Source organism: Micromonospora sicca, from assembly GCF_003172935.1.
GTDB classification, from domain to species: domain Bacteria; phylum Actinomycetota; class Actinomycetes; order Mycobacteriales; family Micromonosporaceae; genus Micromonospora; species Micromonospora sicca.
On record NZ_QGKS01000294.1, the window covers coordinates 22,718 to 38,730 of the forward strand.

General features: G+C 69.9%; 10 protein-coding genes. 2 read left to right on the plus strand and 8 right to left on the minus strand.

The window, feature by feature from the left end; all coding sequences use genetic code 11:
- The first annotated feature begins 120 nt into the window (after positions 1–120).
- Positions 121–801, plus strand: coding sequence for a GntR family transcriptional regulator (locus DKT69_RS24355; RefSeq protein WP_236648201.1), 681 nt, complete (start codon positions 121–123; stop codon positions 799–801).
- A 3-nt stretch (positions 802–804) separates the two neighbouring features.
- On the opposite strand, the gene DKT69_RS24360 is transcribed toward DKT69_RS24355, so the two are convergent.
- The 8 genes from DKT69_RS24360 to DKT69_RS24395 all read right to left on the minus strand — a co-directional run bounded on the left by DKT69_RS24360 (position 805) and on the right by DKT69_RS24395 (position 11,984).
- Positions 805–2,595: a gamma-glutamyltransferase family protein gene (locus tag DKT69_RS24360; RefSeq protein WP_109803824.1), complete on the minus strand. Its 1,791-nt coding sequence runs from the start codon at positions 2,593–2,595 to the stop codon at positions 805–807.
- On the minus strand, positions 2,592–3,593 hold the full coding sequence (locus DKT69_RS24365) for an ABC transporter ATP-binding protein (protein WP_109803825.1): 1,002 nt from the start codon (positions 3,591–3,593) through the stop codon (positions 2,592–2,594). The genes DKT69_RS24360 and DKT69_RS24365 overlap by 4 nt, the downstream gene beginning before the upstream one ends.
- Positions 3,590–4,654 (minus strand): ABC transporter ATP-binding protein, encoded by a 1,065-nt coding sequence (locus DKT69_RS24370; protein ID WP_109803826.1) that lies wholly within the window; start codon positions 4,652–4,654, stop codon positions 3,590–3,592. The genes DKT69_RS24365 and DKT69_RS24370 overlap by 4 nt, the downstream gene beginning before the upstream one ends.
- Positions 4,654–5,538, minus strand: coding sequence for an ABC transporter permease (locus DKT69_RS24375; protein WP_109803827.1), 885 nt, complete (start codon positions 5,536–5,538; stop codon positions 4,654–4,656). The genes DKT69_RS24370 and DKT69_RS24375 overlap by 1 nt, the downstream gene beginning before the upstream one ends.
- Positions 5,535–6,491: an ABC transporter permease gene (locus DKT69_RS24380; RefSeq protein WP_109803828.1), complete on the minus strand. Its 957-nt coding sequence runs from the start codon at positions 6,489–6,491 to the stop codon at positions 5,535–5,537. The genes DKT69_RS24375 and DKT69_RS24380 overlap by 4 nt, the downstream gene beginning before the upstream one ends.
- A 6-nt stretch (positions 6,492–6,497) precedes the next feature.
- Positions 6,498–8,174, minus strand: a complete 1,677-nt coding sequence (locus DKT69_RS24385) for an ABC transporter substrate-binding protein (protein WP_109803829.1) — start codon at positions 8,172–8,174, stop codon at positions 6,498–6,500.
- 223 nt (positions 8,175–8,397) lie between these two features.
- Positions 8,398–9,945 (minus strand): hypothetical protein, encoded by a 1,548-nt coding sequence (locus DKT69_RS24390; protein WP_146231198.1) that lies wholly within the window; start codon positions 9,943–9,945, stop codon positions 8,398–8,400.
- Between the two features lie 341 nt (positions 9,946–10,286).
- A complete protein-coding gene (locus DKT69_RS24395; protein WP_109803831.1) occupies positions 10,287–11,984 on the minus strand; it encodes a glycosyl hydrolase family 28-related protein in 1,698 nt (565 codons plus the stop codon).
- Positions 11,985–12,253: 269 nt separating this feature from the next.
- On the opposite strand from DKT69_RS24395, the gene DKT69_RS24400 reads away from it, so the two are divergent.
- Entirely contained in the window at positions 12,254–16,003 is a 3,750-nt protein-coding gene (locus DKT69_RS24400; RefSeq protein WP_109803832.1) for a glycoside hydrolase family 2 TIM barrel-domain containing protein, read from the plus strand.
- Positions 16,004–16,013: the final 10 nt, after the last annotated feature.

The window sequence follows — 16,013 nt, forward strand, 5'->3', positions numbered from 1 at the left end:
TTCCTCTCGCTGTGACGCGGAAGCGCATGACGCGGGGCTTTGTTCTCAACACTGTCGGCTATCCTCCACAAATTGTTCTTCGTATACACTTCGGCTGGACGTTCATGGAGAGGCGATCAGGTGGCTGAAGACCTGCGGGACAAGCTCGGTGCTCAACACCTGCCGCTACGCGACCAGGTCCTCGCCGCCCTACGGACCGCCATCATCAATGGCGACTACCCTCCCGGTGAGCGGCTGACCGAGGACCGGTTGGCCGAGGACTTCGGCGTCTCGCGCAACCCGGTCCGGGAGGCACTGCGCGTCGCAGAGGCAGAGGGTTTCGTCGTGATCCTGCCCAGACGAGGGGCGGTTGTCGCCTCCCCCAGCAGCGGAACCATCGCCGACATGTTCGCCGTGCGCGAGCGCCTGGAGGCGCTGGCCGCCCGGCTGGCGGCCGAGCGGGCGACGGCGGCGGACGTGGCCGCCCTGAGGGCGCTGCTGGAGCAGGGCCGCGAGGCGACGGAGCAGCAGGATCTGCGGCGGGTCGCCGAACTGAACACGGCCCTGCACCTGCGCATCCTCCGGATCAGCGGAAACCCCTGGCTGTCATCGATCGCCAAGGCGCTGTACCTCCATGTGCAATGGGTCTTCCGGCTGGGAGCCGCGGAACGAGCACCCCACTCGTGGAGCGAGCACATTCAGCTGGTGGACGCCATCGAGTCGGGTGACGGTGAGCGAGCCGAGCAAGCCGCGCTCTCCCACCTTGACGCGGCATCCGCGGCCGCCTACGAGAACGCCGAAGGCGGGTACGGAGCCCACTAGTGGTCAACGGCCGCAGGCATAGCCCTGCATGCCCCGCGGGTTCGCCCCGGCCCCGAGCACACCCGTAGCCGGGTCGCGGGTCACGGCGCAGAGCCGGCCGAGGCTCCACGAGCCGGAGAGCCGTACCTCATGCCCGTACGCGCGCAGTGCCGCCAGGACATCCTCGTCCAGGCGGTCCTCCATCACGAGGACGGCGGGCTCGAAGTCGCGCGGGTAGAACGACGCCGGCAGGCTGGTGGTGTGCCACATGGGCGCGTCGATGGCCTCCTGCAGGGCCCGACCTCCCGCGAGATGACGAAGCAGGAACAGCAGTTGCCATTGATCCTGCTGGTCGCCGCCGGGGGTGCCGCACGCCAGTACGGGCGCGCCGTCGCGGTGCACCATCGTCGGGCTCAGGGTGGTACGGGGTCGGCGCCCTGGGGCAAGCGATGAGGCGAGACCTTCCTCGAGCCAGAACATCTGGAGTCGGCTGCCGAGGGGGAAGCCGAGGTCCGGAATGGTGGGAGAGCTCTGCAGCCAGCCGCCGCTCGGGGTGGCGGAGATCATGTTGCCCCAGCGGTCGACCACGTCGACGTGACAGGTGTCGCCGCGGGTCACGCCGTCCGGCTTCACCGTCGGCTCGCCCGTCGTGGGATCCACCACGTCGGCCCGACGTCCGGCACTCCGTTGGGCATGGGCAGGGAGGCGGGGTTCCGCTCCATCGGGACGCCCCGGTCGTAGCTCCGCCGACGCCCGTCCTCCGATCAGACCTGCCCGCTCCCGCGCGTACTCCCTGGAGAGGAGCGCCTTCACGGGCACGTCGATGCCATCGCCGTACCAGGCCTCGCGGTCGGCGAAAGCGAGCTTGAGCGCTTCGGCCTGGGCGTGGATCCCGCGAGCGGTTGACGGGTCGTACGCGTGGGGGTCGTCGAGCGCGTCGAGGACCGACAGCGTCTCCAGCAGCACCGGGCCCTGGCCCCAGAAACCGGTCTTCGCCACCGAGTAGCCGTTCCAGTCGAGGGTTACCGGCTCCTCCCAGGTCGCAGAGTAGGCAGCCAGGTCCGCGCCGGTGACGAGGCCGGCGTGGGGACGCCCGCTGGAGTCCTGGAACGATTCCCGAGAGAACCGGTCGATCGCCTCGGCGACGAAACCTTCACCCCAGGCACGACGTGCGGCGTCGATCTGCGCCTCGCGGTCGGAGCCGCCTGCCTGTCCGGCCTTGACCAGTCTTTGAAGAGTCCGCGCGTAGGCCGGGTTGGCGAACATCTCGCCCGCCGCCGGCGGCTTGCCGTTGCGCAGCCAGAGCTCCGCAGAGGTCTGCCAGTGCTCCTCGAACAGCGATTGCACGGCTGCCACGGTGTCGCCGACCCTGCCGATCAGCGGATGGCCGGCGCCGGCGTATCCGATCGCCGGCTCCAGCACCTCCTCCAGGAAGAGCGTGCCGTGGTCCCGCAGCAGGAGGAGCCAGGCGTCCACGGCACCGGGCACGGCCGCCGCGAGCGGGCCGGATCCCGGGATCAGGTCCATCCCGAGGGACCGGAAGTGCTCGATGGTGGCACCGGCGGGCGCGGGCCCCTGCCCACACAGCACCTTCGGGGCCGGGTCCTGGGCCGTCGCGACGATGGCGGGCACCTCACCGGCTGGCCCGTTGAGGTGTGGTTCCACGACGTGCAGGACGAACCCGGCGGTGACGGCCGCGTCGAAGGCGTTCCCACCGCGCTCGAGGACCCCCATGGCGGCCTGGCTCGCGAGCCAGTGCGTCGAGGACACCATCCCGAAGGTTCCCTGCAGGGTGGGCCTGGTCGTGAACGTCATGAAAGCACCTCACTGTTGTCAGCGGTCCGGACGTCAGGCCGGGTGCCGTCCGGCTGAACCAGGTGGCACGCGGCCTTCCCACCACCGACCTCAACCTGCGCCGGCACCTCCGTCGCGCACCTGTCGAACGCGAGCGGGCACCGGGTGCGGAAGCGGCAGCCGGAGGGAGGGTCCAGGGCGGACGGCAGGTCGTCGCCGAGCAGGACCGGCTGACGCTGCCGTTGGCGGACCGGGTCGGCCACCGGTGCGGCCGCCAGCAGCGCCTGTGTGTAGGGATGGGCGGGTCGCGTGAAGATCTGCTCACGCGAGCCCGTCTCGACGAGTTGCCCGAGGTACATGACGGCGATCTCGTCCGCCAGGTACTCCACCGCGGACAGGTCGTGGGTGATGAAGAGGCAGGCGAACCCGATGTCCCGCTGCAGGTCGGCCAGGAGGTTGAGCACCGACGCCTGCACCGACACGTCGAGCGCGCTCGTGGGTTCGTCCGCGATGAGCAGCGTTGGCTCGGAGATCAGCGCCCGGGCGATGCTGACCCGTTGGCGTTGCCCTCCGGAGAGCTCATGGGGATAGCGGCGCGCCACTTCGGCCCGCAGGCCCACCCTCCCGAGTTCCGTGGCGACGCGCGCCTCCCGGTCGCGTCGCGAGATCCGCTCACCCGACAGACGCAACGGCTCAGCCACCACGTCGCCCACCAGCATGCGCGGGTCCAGCGAGCCGGCGGGGTCCTGGAAGACGATGGACACCTCACTTCGGTGCCGGCGTAGCTGTCGCCGGGACAGGTGCGTGACATCGGTCCCGCCTATCCTGACCACGCCGGCGGTGGGCTCCACGAGCCTCACCACGCACCGGCCCACCGTCGACTTCCCGGAGCCGCTCTCGCCCACCAGCGCCGTGACCCGGCCCTTCGGAATGGCGAGAGACACACCGTCCACAGCTCGCACCGGCCCGAAGTGCATCACCAGGTCCTCGAGTTCGAGGGCGTTCGGCTGCGGCGTCATAGGTCCGTCTCCTGAGGCTGCGTCCGAGGTGCCGGGCAGGGGTGCCAACATGCCGCGAGGTGGTCCTTCGCCGCGAGCGCGCCTCCGGTCCCGACCACCTCGAGGGGCGGGGCGGACTCACGGCACTGCGAGTCGGCGGCCGGGCACCGGTCCGCGAACGTGCACGCGTCGGGCTGGCTTGACAGGACGGGCACGAGGCCGGGGATCTCCTGCAGCCGCGCGGTGCCGGCATGCTTTCCCGGGGTCGGTGAGGCCGACAGCAGCCCGGCCGTGTACCGGTGCAACGGATGTGCGAACAGGTCGGTGACCTGCGCCCGTTCCACCACCCGCCCGGCGTACATGACGACGACGCGGTCCGCGACGTCGGCGATCACGCCGAGGTCGTGCGTGATGATGAGGATGGTCGTGCCCAGCCTGTCGCGCAGGTCGCGGAGCACCTGGAGGATGCCGGCCTGGACCGTGACGTCCAAGGCGGTGGTGGGTTCGTCGGCCACCAGCACCTTCGGGCCGCAGGCCACCGCCATCGCGATCATCACCCGCTGGCGCATGCCTCCGGAGAGCTGATGCGGGTAGTTGTCGACACGTTTCGAGGCGGACGGGATCCCGACGAGCGACAGCAACTCCACGGCCCGCGCCCGGGCGGCCGGCCTGGACATCCGCTCGTGAACCTGCAGCACCTCACCGATCTGGCGCCCGACGGTGAGCACCGGGTTCAAGGACGTCATCGGTTCCTGGAAGATGTAGGCGATCTCCTTACCGCGCACTCGGCGCAGCACCGACTCCCGGGTACCGACCAGCTCGGTTCCCCTCAGCCGCACCGAACCGGAGATCCGGGCGCTGCTCGGCAGCAGGCCCGCGATGCTCATCGCGGTGACGCTCTTGCCGCAGCCTGACTCGCCCACCATGCCGACGATCTCCCCGGGGGCGAGATCCAGACTTACCCGGTCGACCGCCGAGACCGTCCCGCCCTCGGTCGTGAACGAGACCGAAAGATCGCGTATCTCCAGCACGGGTGCGCCGAGCACGGAGGAGGCGGCGCCCGGGCTTTCCACCGTGGTCATCACCGGTCTCCCTTCGGGTCGAGGGCGTCACGAAGGGCGTCACCGAAGACGTTGAACGCCAGCGCCAGGATCATGATCACCACACCAGGGAAGATCGCTGCCCACGGGGCGCGGGCGGCGAACTGCTGAGCAGTGGCCAGCATGGTTCCCAGGCTGGGGGCCGGGGGCTGAATGCCGAGGCCGAGGAACGACAGCACCGCCTCTCCCAGGATCGCCGCCGGGATCGCGACCGTGGCCTGCACCAGGATCACCGACGTGGCATTGGGCAGGATGTGCCGGGCGAGCACCCACAGGTCGCTCGCACCGTCCACGACGGCCGCGGCGACGAAGTCCAGCGACTTGAGCCGCAGCGTGTCCGAGCGCACCACGCGGATCACCCCCGGGATCTGCGCGATCCCGATGGCCACGGCGGCGTTGCCGAGGCTGGCGCCCCGGATGGCGGCCAACCCCACTGCCATGATCAGGAACGGGAACGCGAGCAGGAGGTCGGTGAACCGTGAGATCACCGCGTCCCATGCCCGGAAATAGCCCGCCGCGAGCCCGAGCGGCACGCCGATGATCAGAGAGGTGGCCACCGCCAGGAGTCCCACCTCGAGGGACGCTCGTGCCCCCAGCATGATGCGGGACAGGACGTCACGGCCCAGGTCGTCGGTTCCCAGGACGTGTCCGGGAGTGCCCGGAGGCGAGAACGTGTGCCCAAAGTCGGTCTGCTCGACGGAATAGGGGGCGATCCAGGGCGACAGCAGGGCGACGACGGCCGCGAGCGCCAGCACGACGAAGCTCACCACGGCGAGAGGGTTCCTTCTCAACCGTCTGAGGACCCGGGTGCGCCGAGTGAGGCTGGCGGGCCCGGCTTCCGCCATCGGAACGGTGAGGACGGTCATGCCGGATCCCCCGTCACACGAATTCGTGGGTCGATGACCGAGTAGAGCAGGTCAACGAAGAAATTGATCACGATGTAGGCCATCGCGGTGAGCAGGACGACAGCCTGGATCACCGGGTAGTCCCGCTGGAACACCGCATCGATGGTCATCTTGCCGAAGCCCGGGAGTCCGAAGATCTGCTCGGTGACGACCGCGCCGGATATCAGGCCTCCGAGTTGGAGGCCCACGATCGTCACCACCACGATGAGGCTGTTCCGGAGAGCATGCCGGGTGATGACCGCTCGCGGCCGAAGCCCCTTCGCCTTCGCCGTACGCACGTAGTCCGAGGAGAGCGAGTCCAACATCGCGGATCGCGTCTGTCGCATGATGATGGCGGCGAGCCCCGTGCCGAGAATCACGGCCGGCAGGACGATGTGGTGCAGGTTGTCCACCGGATCCTGCAGGAGCGGCACGAAACCGGAGGCCGGAAACAGCCCCGTCGCCACGGAGAGGTAGAGGATCGCGAGCAGTCCGAGCCAGAAGTGCGGCACCGACAGACCCACCAGTGCCAGTCCGTTGGCCAACCACTCCGCCGGGTGCCCGCGGCGTACCGCCGCGAGCACACCGGCGCCGACGCCCAGCACCGCGGCGATGAGGATCGCCAGGACGGAGAGCTCGGCCGTCACGGGCAGGGCGGTCGTGAGCATCGACGAAACCGGCGTCCCGGTTCGGATCGAGACCCCGAAGTCCCCTTGCACAGCGCGTTCCACGTACTGCGCGAACTGGAGTGGCAGCGGCTGGTCCAGCCCGTAGTGGTGACGGATGGCCTCCAGCGCCTCGGGCGACCGGTCCTCTCCTGCCAGTGCGAGCGCCGGGTCCCCAGGCAGGGCCCGCACACCGAGGAACACCACGACGGTCGACAACAACAGGGTCAGCGCTGACTGCCAGGCGCGCCTGAGTAGGTAGCGGATCACGAGGACCTACTTGGTGAACCCGGCGAAGGCCGCTCGGATCACGCCGTCCGGGAAGACCTGCAGGCCCTGCACCTTCTTGGAGACGGCGGTCAGGTTCCGCTGCCGGTAGAGGTAGATCAGCGCGTCATCCTGCTGAAGGATCGTCACCGCCTGCCCGTACAGCTTCTTGCGCGCCTCGACGTCGTTCGACTGACGAGCCTCGGTCAGCACGGCATCGAGCTGGGCATTGCTGTAGCCCGAGACGTTCTGGCTGCCGCCGGTACCGACGAAGTTCGTGATGTTGGCATCCGGGTCGATCCGCCCGCTCCAGCCCAGCTGCAGCAACTCGAAGTTGCCGCGGTCCTGCTCGTCGAGCAGGGAGGAGTACTCCACCGGATTGATCTTCAGGTCGAATCCGCCCTCCTTGACCATGGCCTGCAGCGCCTGCGCGAGACGCAATGTGTCGGGCGTGTTCGACGCGAGCATTGTCACCGGGTACGGCGTCGGAACACCCGCTTCGGCGAGCAGCTGCTTGGCCTTGGCGGGATCGTGCGCCGGGCACGTCTGCGCCTCCGGGGACGAGAACGGGCTGGCGGGAGAGATCGGCGAGCAGGCGACACCGAAGAGCCCGTTGAAGACCGCTTGGACCAGGGCCTTCCGATCGATCGCGTACTCGAAGGCCTGTCGGACCTTGGCGTTCTTCGCGATGGGGCGGTCGATGGGCTTGGGCGGTGTCCCGACGCCGTCGACGTTGCCGATGTTGAAGGTGAGGCCCTGGTACCCGAGAGACTGCGACTGCAGGACGGAGACAGCGGCGTCCGCTCGCAACGAGCCGACATCCTGGGTGGAGATGCTGTCGGCGACCTGGGCGTCGCCGGAGCGCAGCTTGGCAGCGCGGATGCTCGCGTCGCTGAGAATGTGCCACGAGATGGCGTCGAGGTGGACCTTGCCAGCGTCGTAGAAGTTGGGGTCCTTTACGACGTCGATGGAGTTCTGCGGCACCCGCTTGGCGAACTTGAAGGGTCCGACGCAGACCGGCGCCGAGGCGAAGTTCTCTCCCAGGCTGCCCAGCGCCTTCGGGCTCATGATCATTCCGGCGCGGTCCGCCAACGCTCCGACCAGGGGTGCGAACGGCTGCTTCAGGTGAACGACGACCGTCTGGGGATCAGGCGTGTCGACGCTCTCGATGGGACCGAGTTCGCTCTTGCGCGCCGACCTGGGGAGGGTCAGGTGTCGTTGCAGGGTGGCCTTCACCGCGGCGGAGTCGAACTGGGTTCCGTCCGCGAAGCGTGCGCCCTGACGCAGCGGGATGGTGACCGTCCTACCGTCGCTGCTGATGGCGGGGAGGGCGGTCGCGAGCTGCGGCACGACCTGCGCCTGCTCGTTCACGTCGTAGAGCTTCTGGCACATCGCCTGGAAGACGTAGCGCGAGTAGAGGCTCCGCGACAGGCTCGGGTCCAGGGCGTCGGGCTCCGCGGAGAGGGCGATGACCAGCTTGCCGCCTTGCTTCACCGCAGCGGGGTCGGCCGGCGTGCCGAAGGAATCCTGGCTTGCGGACTGGTTCCCGTCGGACTGGCCGCCGCCCCCGTTGTCCGACACCGGTGAGCAGGCCACGACGGTGCAGGCAACAACGACCGCCGCCACCGCGGCCCGGAGTGGAGCGAGCCTCCCCGGGCTCGTTTCGCTGAAGAAGAGGTTCGTCATTGGGAGCTCCTCAAGTGGGCGATTCGGGGAGCGTATGTTGTATACGATGCATGGCGCAAGGGATCTCCAGGTAGCCGCCGCACGGCCGCACATACGAAGATCATGGATAGACCCGGCCCGTGATCCGGGTCGGCCAGCTGGCAGACATCCAGTCAGCAGTGACCGGCGGGGTCGGGCCGAGGGATGACGGTGACGCCGCTGCGCCACCGTCATCGGACCCCGACTAGTGCGAGAAGGTGATGATCTGGGCGGTGCCCGGCGCGACGGTCACCGTCGACGAGGTGTGCTCGACCGGGACGGCGGTGGACTGTGCCGTACCGGCGGCAGTTCCCGCCGGCGTCACGGTGCGGTCGCCGAGGGTGATGCGACCGGCGTCCAGCGAGGCGAATCCCTCCGGCGCCGAACTCCGCAGCGTCACCTGCTGTCCCGTGCGGTACGACGATGGCAGCTGGAGGGTCACCGCGTCGTAGGCGCTCTCCGCCCTGGCCGGGTCCTGGACGTTGATGAGCACCACCGTCAGCGTGCCGTTCAGACCCATGACGGCGTACGCCCGGAGCTTGTCCAGGTCGGCGTCGGCGAGGTCCAGGTCGACGAACCGCCCCTGCGGCACCTGCCGGAACGCCCAGATGCCGTAGTACAGCGGAGTCGCCGACAGCTCGTTCGCGTCGAGCGCCGACTGGTCCGCCGCGCAGAAGGCGCCGTAGTAGCGGTAGGAGATCGGGTAGTCGGCGGAGTCGCGGGGCTGGAAGTCGCCGCAGATCGCTGCGGTGTTGGTGTGGAACTGCAGCCTGTCGACACCGCTCTGGGCCGCCTGGAGCAGGTAGTCCAGCGACCACAGGGAGGTGGCGTAGGAGTTGCTCACTTCCGGCATCCCGCTGCACGAGGCGGAGTTCGACTCGTTCAGCGTCATCGGGATCGTGCCGGGCAGCCGGTCGCCGACCGCCATGATGCCCGCAAGCTTGCTCCGGGTGTTCGTGTACGTGAGGGGGGACATCAGCTGATCGATGGTCACCCGGGACGAGCCGCAGTGGCTCCACGGATACCAGTGGGAGGCGAGTTCCGAGAGCACCTGCTGCGGGTTGGTGGCCTCGTCGGCCAGCGCCGCGGTCACGAACCCGTCCAGCCTGGTGTTGGTCTTCGCCGTGTTGGCCGATGGAGCGATCACCTTCAGGCGCGCCTGCGGCAGTGCCCGGTCGATGGCGGCTTGATACTGCTTGGCCGTCTCCCACATCTCGGCATCGGTCAGCGTGGTGACGTTGTCGTACTCGTTGCCCAACTCCACGCCCAGCAGGTCCCCGCCCAGGGTCTCGTAGGCGGCCGCCACCTCGGCGACCACCTGGTCGAGACTCACGTCGGGGGACGGGTCCCGCGCCGGATTCTTGATCTTGGAGGGGTCGATGACCGTCTTCAGCGGCGCGCCGAGGGTCACCTTCCAGCCCGTGTCGTCCAGCAACTGCTTGAGGCCGTTCAGGTCTGACTGGTCGACGGTGCCGCCGATCGCCTGCGGCGGAGCCGGCGCGTCACTCCACGCACCGAAGGCCGGCCACACCAGGTCCATCGAGTAGCCACCGAGTCGGATCACGCCATGGGGCCCGAGGGTCCGCAGCCGCTCGGCCATCCGCTCCCTCGTCAGGAAGCCGTGCGCGAAGTCCGCCGACTCCACCGAGAAGCCCTGGAACTCGTCGCCGAGCCGCGCGTTCTGCCCGTTCACGGTGGCGGTGAGGGTGAGGCTTGCAGTCGGGGGAAGGGCGTCGTCGGCGGCGGCTCGCATGCCGCTCCCGGCCGCCACCAGCCCGGCCGCCAGCACGCCGGCGACCAGCGACCGTCGCAGGAGGCGACGTCGGCGAACGGCGGCAGACGTCGCGGTTCGGGCTCCGCGATCCGGCTCGACAGGTGGGCTTGCGGTTTGAGCACTCATGCGCACTGGTTCTCCCTTGCAGCTGTGACCTCTCGCCGGGCCTCTCACCCCTGAGCGGGCGGGACCGGGCGTACGGCCGCGCAACATCGGCCCGAGATCGTCCGAACTGGTGGCGGTGCAATCGTTTGCTGCGTGATGGCAAGTCCAGCACCAGCGGTACGACTGGGCAAGGATTCACACCGATGAAACAAGTTTCAGCCGGACAGGGGCACCTGTCCACGCTGCGCGGCGTACAGGTCGGCGACGGACGGCGCCGACCCGTGATCGGCGAGCAGCGATTCGAGGTCGCCGGAGAAATCGCGGGACAGGCCACTGCTGGTGTCCTCGACGCCCTGCACGCCGACGGTCACGCTGCGCGGCGCCACATCGGCGATCGTGACCGCGTACGGTCGGCCGTTCGTGATCCTGACGTTCCAATGCGCCATCCGCGCGCCGAAGAGGGGGCCCGACGCGGCGGAACCACCCACCCGCCCGTTGTTCTCGAGCGTGATGTCCGTCCGCGCGTTCTCGAAGGGCAGGGCGCGGTGGGTGTCGAACGTCCCCTCCGCCATGCGCCCCCGGCGGTAGACGTTCCCGGCCGAGAGCCCCTCGAGGTTGAGACCGTGATGGATGGCGCCGGAGGGAACGGGGACGCTGAACCGCTCGATCTCGAAGTCTTCCACGAGGTTGTCGTTGGACTGCATGCGGCAGGCGAAGCTGTGGTGGGCGGCCCGCCCGCCGACGGTCACGTCCGTGATGCTGATCGACTTGGCTGACGTGAGCCCGAACCCGAGGTCGCAGTTTTCGACGCGTACGTCCCGCGCCCAGCAGTCGTGGACCGCTTGGAAGCACACCCCGTTCGAGCCCGGGTGCCGGTTGTGGGCGGTCTGGGGGACGAGCTCGTTCCTGACCGTGAGGTGCTCGACGCCGGCGTCCCGCACGGTGGGGCCGATCGCGCGCAGCCGCGCCGGCCAGCCGGGCCGAAGGTCGTACTTGAGTGGCTGTGCCAGCCGGACGAGGCGCTCGCCGAGCACCGCTTCGACCCGCACGGGCCATTGCAGCGTCGCGTACTGCACGTACTGCCCGCCGGATCCCGTCACCAGTTGGGGCGCCCCGCGTGGCCAGTCGTAGTCCCGGGTCCCGGGAACGTCGCCGGCGAGGTGCTTCAGCAGGCCGGCGTCCGGCGGGTTCTGGCACTCCAGGACGACCATGTCACCGGGAGTCAGCCGGCTCGTGCCGGACACGACAAGGGTCCGCTGTCCGCGGGATGCGGCACCGACCTCGGCGAGCACGTCACCGAGCAGCCACCCCTCGGTCCCGGCGTAGTCCTCCGCCTCCGACCGGGCGCGGCGCTCGGGCGAGACGAACCAGATCTGCCCGCCGGTCCAGGACCAGCGGCTGTTGCCGTTGGACTGGCGGTTCGGCCGGTAGCCGTCGTCAAGGGTGCGCGCGAAATGCAGCACGGTGGAGTCCCGACCGACCCCGCGGAGCACCACTCCGGACCAGTGCATCCAGACCGGCCCGGACAGCGTGTAGGTCCCCGGCGGGACCAGCACGACGCCCCCACCGTGCTCGCCCGCCTGTCGTACGGCCGCATTGAACGCTGCCGTGCAGTCTGTCCCGTCGGGACGGGCGCCGAAGTCGGTGACCTTCGTGACCACCGAGGGCGTCGGCGGCCGCTCGCCGAGCCGGTAGCCGGCGGCCGACACGTCCGGCACGAGTGGATGACAGCCGGGGGCCTCCCGCCATTGTTCGAGGAGGTCAGCGGAGGCGTCCCTCGGCTGCGAGACGGCGTCCACCGCTGCCGCCCGGGCCGGGCGAGCGGCGCCGGCCAGGGTTGTGGCGACGGTGGTGGCCGCCCCCAAGCCGAAGAGCCCTCGTCGGCTGATGGCGGGATGCGTGATCGGCGGCATGGCGTTTCCTCCGAGCCCTCGTCGCGTACGGAAAGCCTTGAAACCGTTTGCGGTCCGACGTTCACGACACCAAACACCTGGGCCAGCGGTCAATGCGTTCGAAGACTGAAACTTGTTTCATCCCACCGAATGCATTGACTGATGTACCAGCCGTTTGCTGGCATCAGGGGAACCGCAAACGGTTTCAGGAAGCTGCGCTGCTCCGGACGCACGCAGGCGCCTGACGAACCGGAACCCGTCCATCCCGGCACCAACGCGAGGACGTAGTCATGAGGATCCGCCTTCCCGGACCGATCACCGCCTGCCTGTCCGCCCTCGCCGTCGCGCTGGCGATGGTGCTGGTCGCGCCCGCCCACGGCGCCGGCGCGGCCGAAACGGGGATCCGTTTCACGTCGCCGAGCGGCAGCCTGCTCGGCGGCACCGTGGATCTCGAGGTCGACGCTCCGCCGGATACCACGGCCGTACGGTTCTACCTGGACGACGTCCAGCTGTCCGAGCTGACCGACGTGTATGCGCGGCAGACCAGGACCACCCCGGTCTGGGCGACCGCCACCGACGCGGCCTGGTTTCCGACCGGCTCACACACGCTGAAGGCCGAAGCGGACACCCCGTCGGGCACGCTCACGGCGACCAGGCGGGTCGTGACCGAGGCGCCACCGGCCGGCCCCGGAGTCCAGCACCTCGACGGCGGGTGGCAGTTCGCGACCGCCGCGGAACTGCCCGAGGGCGCCCTGGCGGGGACGGTACCGCCGGCGGTGCGGCCGGAGTACGACACCGGCGCCTGGCCGACCATCGTCGTACCCGACTCGTTCGGGGCCGTGCGGGCGAAGTGGAACGACGACAACGGCGTGGTCGGCGTCTACCGCCGGACCGTCGACCTCGACGCGCCCGATCCGGGTGAACGCACCGCCCTGGCCTTCGAATCGTGCTTCTGGACCTGCAGGTACTTCGTCAACGGCGTGGACGTGGGCAGCAGCACCGGCGGGTACCTGCCCACCCGGCTCGACCTGACCGGGGCGGTACGGCCGGGTACGAACACGATCGCGGTCGTGATCGACAACCGGGTCTCGACCATGGGCGAGTACGCCCGTCCGGTCCAGGGCCTGTACTGGAACTGGGGTGGCCTGCTCCAGCAGGTACGCCTGGAGCGCACGCCCGCTGTGGCGCTGACCGAGACCCGGGCCGAGGGAACGGCGGACGGGCAGCTGACCCTGCGCCCGACCGGCGTCAACGCCACCACGTCCCCCCGGCAGGTGACCGCGCTGCTGACCGTCGAAGGGCCGGACGGCTCACGCGTGCTCGGCCCGCAGCAGGTGCACACCACCGTGCCCGCCGGCGGCGGAGCCGCCACCCCGATCGAGCTCGACGTCCCCCGACCCGCCCTCTGGGACCTCGACCACCCCAACCTCTACAAAGTGCGCCTTCGTCCGCTGGGCGACGCCGCCTGGCAGGAACTCGTCGAGCAGACCGGCTTCCGCACCGTCGCCGTCCACGGCCTCGACCTGCTGCTCAACGGCAAGCCGATCCAGGACCTGCCCGGCTTCAACCGGCACGCCGACTACCCCGGACTGGGTCGCACCCAACCGGACGGGCTGGCCGACCGCGAGATCAAGACACTGCACGACAAGGGCTTCCGGATCTTCCGGCCCGCCCACTACCCCACCACCCCGGCCGAGCTGCATGCCGCCGACAAGTACGGCCTGCTGGTCATCGAGGAGATCAACAACATCAGCTCACAGCCGGGCACCTTCCTCGGCAGGTCGGAGGTGCAGGAGTTCGGCAAGCGGACGCTGGCCCGGATGGTCGCCCGGGACCGTAGCCACCCGAGCCTGTTCGCCTGGTCCGTCGGCAACGAGAACGCCACCGAGACCGACGGGGCCGTCGACTACGTCCGCGACGTCATCGGCTACGGGCGCAGCATCGATCCGACCCGGCTCTACACCCAGGTCTCCCACCGGCACACCCGCGACCGGGCCTACCCCTACCAGGACTTCTTCGCGACCAACTACTACGCCGGCTGGTACTCCACGCTGGAGAGCCTGACCTCGCACCTGGACGCGTTGCAGAAGATGACCGGGCAGCCGATCCTGCTGAGCGAGTACGGGGCGGAAGCGGTCCACCAGCGGGACGGGGTGGGTCGCGGGACCGAGTTCTACCAGGCCTCCCTGATCGACGAGCACAACCGGCTGTTGAACAACCGGCCGCACCTCATCGGCAAGATGTACTGGACCTCGACCGAGTTCTGGTGCACTCCGACGTGGGGATCCGGACAGAACCCGGAACCGGTGCCGCCCTTCCACACCAAGGGGCTCGACACCTACCACCGGTCCCACAAACTCGGCTGGCGGGTGATGTTCTCGCCGGTGCGGATCGCCCGGGCCAGCGTCCTCGCAGCGCCTCTGGACCAGCCGGGAACGCTGCACCAGCGGGTGACGATCGTGGACGCGCTCGGCCACGGCGGCCACGGCACGGTCGTGGTCGAACCCCCGCCGGGCTTCGCCGCGCAGCCGGTGCCCTTCACGGTGCCCGCCGGCGGCGAAACCACGGTCGACGTCACGCTGACCGGGACACTCACCGCCGACCACCTCTCCTCGGTCGGGTTCGTGCGGGCCGTCGTCGACGCCGACACCGAAGCCCTGCCGGCGCCGTTCACCGTGCGCAGCAGCGACACCGTCACCAGCCCGGCAGGTGACGACTTCGACTCCGGCACGCTGGACTCCGGCTGGCAGATCATCCGGCCGGACGGCTCCGGCTGGAGTCTCCAGGACCGGCCCGGCTCGCTCCGGCTGTCGACCCTCGCCGGTGGCGAGACGGGTGCCGGCGGCGACGGCCGGAACCTGTTCGTGCGCACCGACACGCCGCAGGCCGATTTCAGCGCCACCGCCACGCTCGACGCGCCGCAACTGTCCGCGGACTTCCAGCAGGTCGGGCTCTACGCGTACGTCGACGACGACAACTATGTGAAGGCCGACCTCGGCTGGGTCGACGGGCGACGCGCACTGGAGTTCCTGGCCGAGTCGGGCGGAAAGATCGGCAGCCGACTGTCGATCCCGTACGGCGGACAGTCCGCGCACCTACGGCTGGTGCGCCGGGGCGCGGACGTCGCCGCGGAGTATTCGAGCGACGGCCGGGACTGGTACCCGCTGGGCACCGCGAGCCTCGGCGGGTCGCCGAAGGTGGCGGTGCAGGCCGTCGGGGGCGGCGCCGCACCACCGGTTGTCCCGACATACGTCGACGACCTCACCGTCCTGACCTCCGGGCACGTCTCGGTGCAGGGCCTGATGCTCCCCGACCAGCCGTTGTTCACGGGCGAGGCGGGGCAGGTCGGGATCACCGTCGCCAACGGCACCGACCATCCGGTCTCCGTCGACGCCCGCCTGGCCGTCCCCGCGGGCTGGGTGTCGGGGGCGACCTCGCAAGCGGTGCCGGCGTTCGCGAAGGTCACCATCCCGGTCTCCGTGACCCCCGCGCAGGCGCCGCAGGTGGCGACCCTCGCCACGGCGGTGACGGCGACCGACTCGCCGGTGTACGGCCGGCCGGAGGCACGAGCGGTGACCGCGCCGCGGGGTGACCAGGTGCGGCTCGCGCTCGATGCCGGCACCGCGAACAGCCCGCTGTTGCCGACGTACCGCCGGTTGTCGCCCTCCGACGGCTGGGATCCGGCCAGGGGCTACGGCTGGATCGGCACCCCGCCGCAGTCCCGCGACCGCGGCGGACCGGACAGCCTGCGCCGGGACATCGTGACCGACCGCGCGGCCGCCACCCTGCGACTCGACGTACCGGCCGGCAGCCACGACGTCCACCTCCTCGTCGGCGACGCCAGCTTCGCCGCCGACCCGATGACGGTGTCCAGCGAGGGCCGCACGCTCGCCCACCTGGACAGCCCGTCGCCGACCGGCGAGTTCCGCTGGCTCACGTTCCCGATCGACGGGGGGCCGAACGGCCGCACGGTCGACCTGACCCTCGCCGCGGACAACGCCGGCCAGTACTGGCGGTTCGCCGCACTCGCCATGTCCTGATCCCGACCAC

Coding starts and splice junctions, on each gene's coding strand:
- DKT69_RS24360 (WP_109803824.1), bottom strand. CDS start 2,595: ATGACGTTCACGACCAGGCCCACCCTGCAGGGAACCTTCGGGATGGTG.
- DKT69_RS24370 (WP_109803826.1), bottom strand. CDS start 4,654: ATGACCACGGTGGAAAGCCCGGGCGCCGCCTCCTCCGTGCTCGGCGCA.
- DKT69_RS24390 (WP_146231198.1), bottom strand. CDS start 9,945: ATGCGAGCCGCCGCCGACGACGCCCTTCCCCCGACTGCAAGCCTCACC.
- DKT69_RS24365 (WP_109803825.1), bottom strand. CDS start 3,593: ATGACGCCGCAGCCGAACGCCCTCGAACTCGAGGACCTGGTGATGCAC.
- DKT69_RS24385 (WP_109803829.1), bottom strand. CDS start 8,174: ATGACGAACCTCTTCTTCAGCGAAACGAGCCCGGGGAGGCTCGCTCCA.
- DKT69_RS24400 (WP_109803832.1), top strand. CDS start 12,254: ATGAGGATCCGCCTTCCCGGACCGATCACCGCCTGCCTGTCCGCCCTC.
- DKT69_RS24395 (WP_109803831.1), bottom strand. CDS start 11,984: ATGCCGCCGATCACGCATCCCGCCATCAGCCGACGAGGGCTCTTCGGC.
- DKT69_RS24375 (WP_109803827.1), bottom strand. CDS start 5,538: ATGACCGTCCTCACCGTTCCGATGGCGGAAGCCGGGCCCGCCAGCCTC.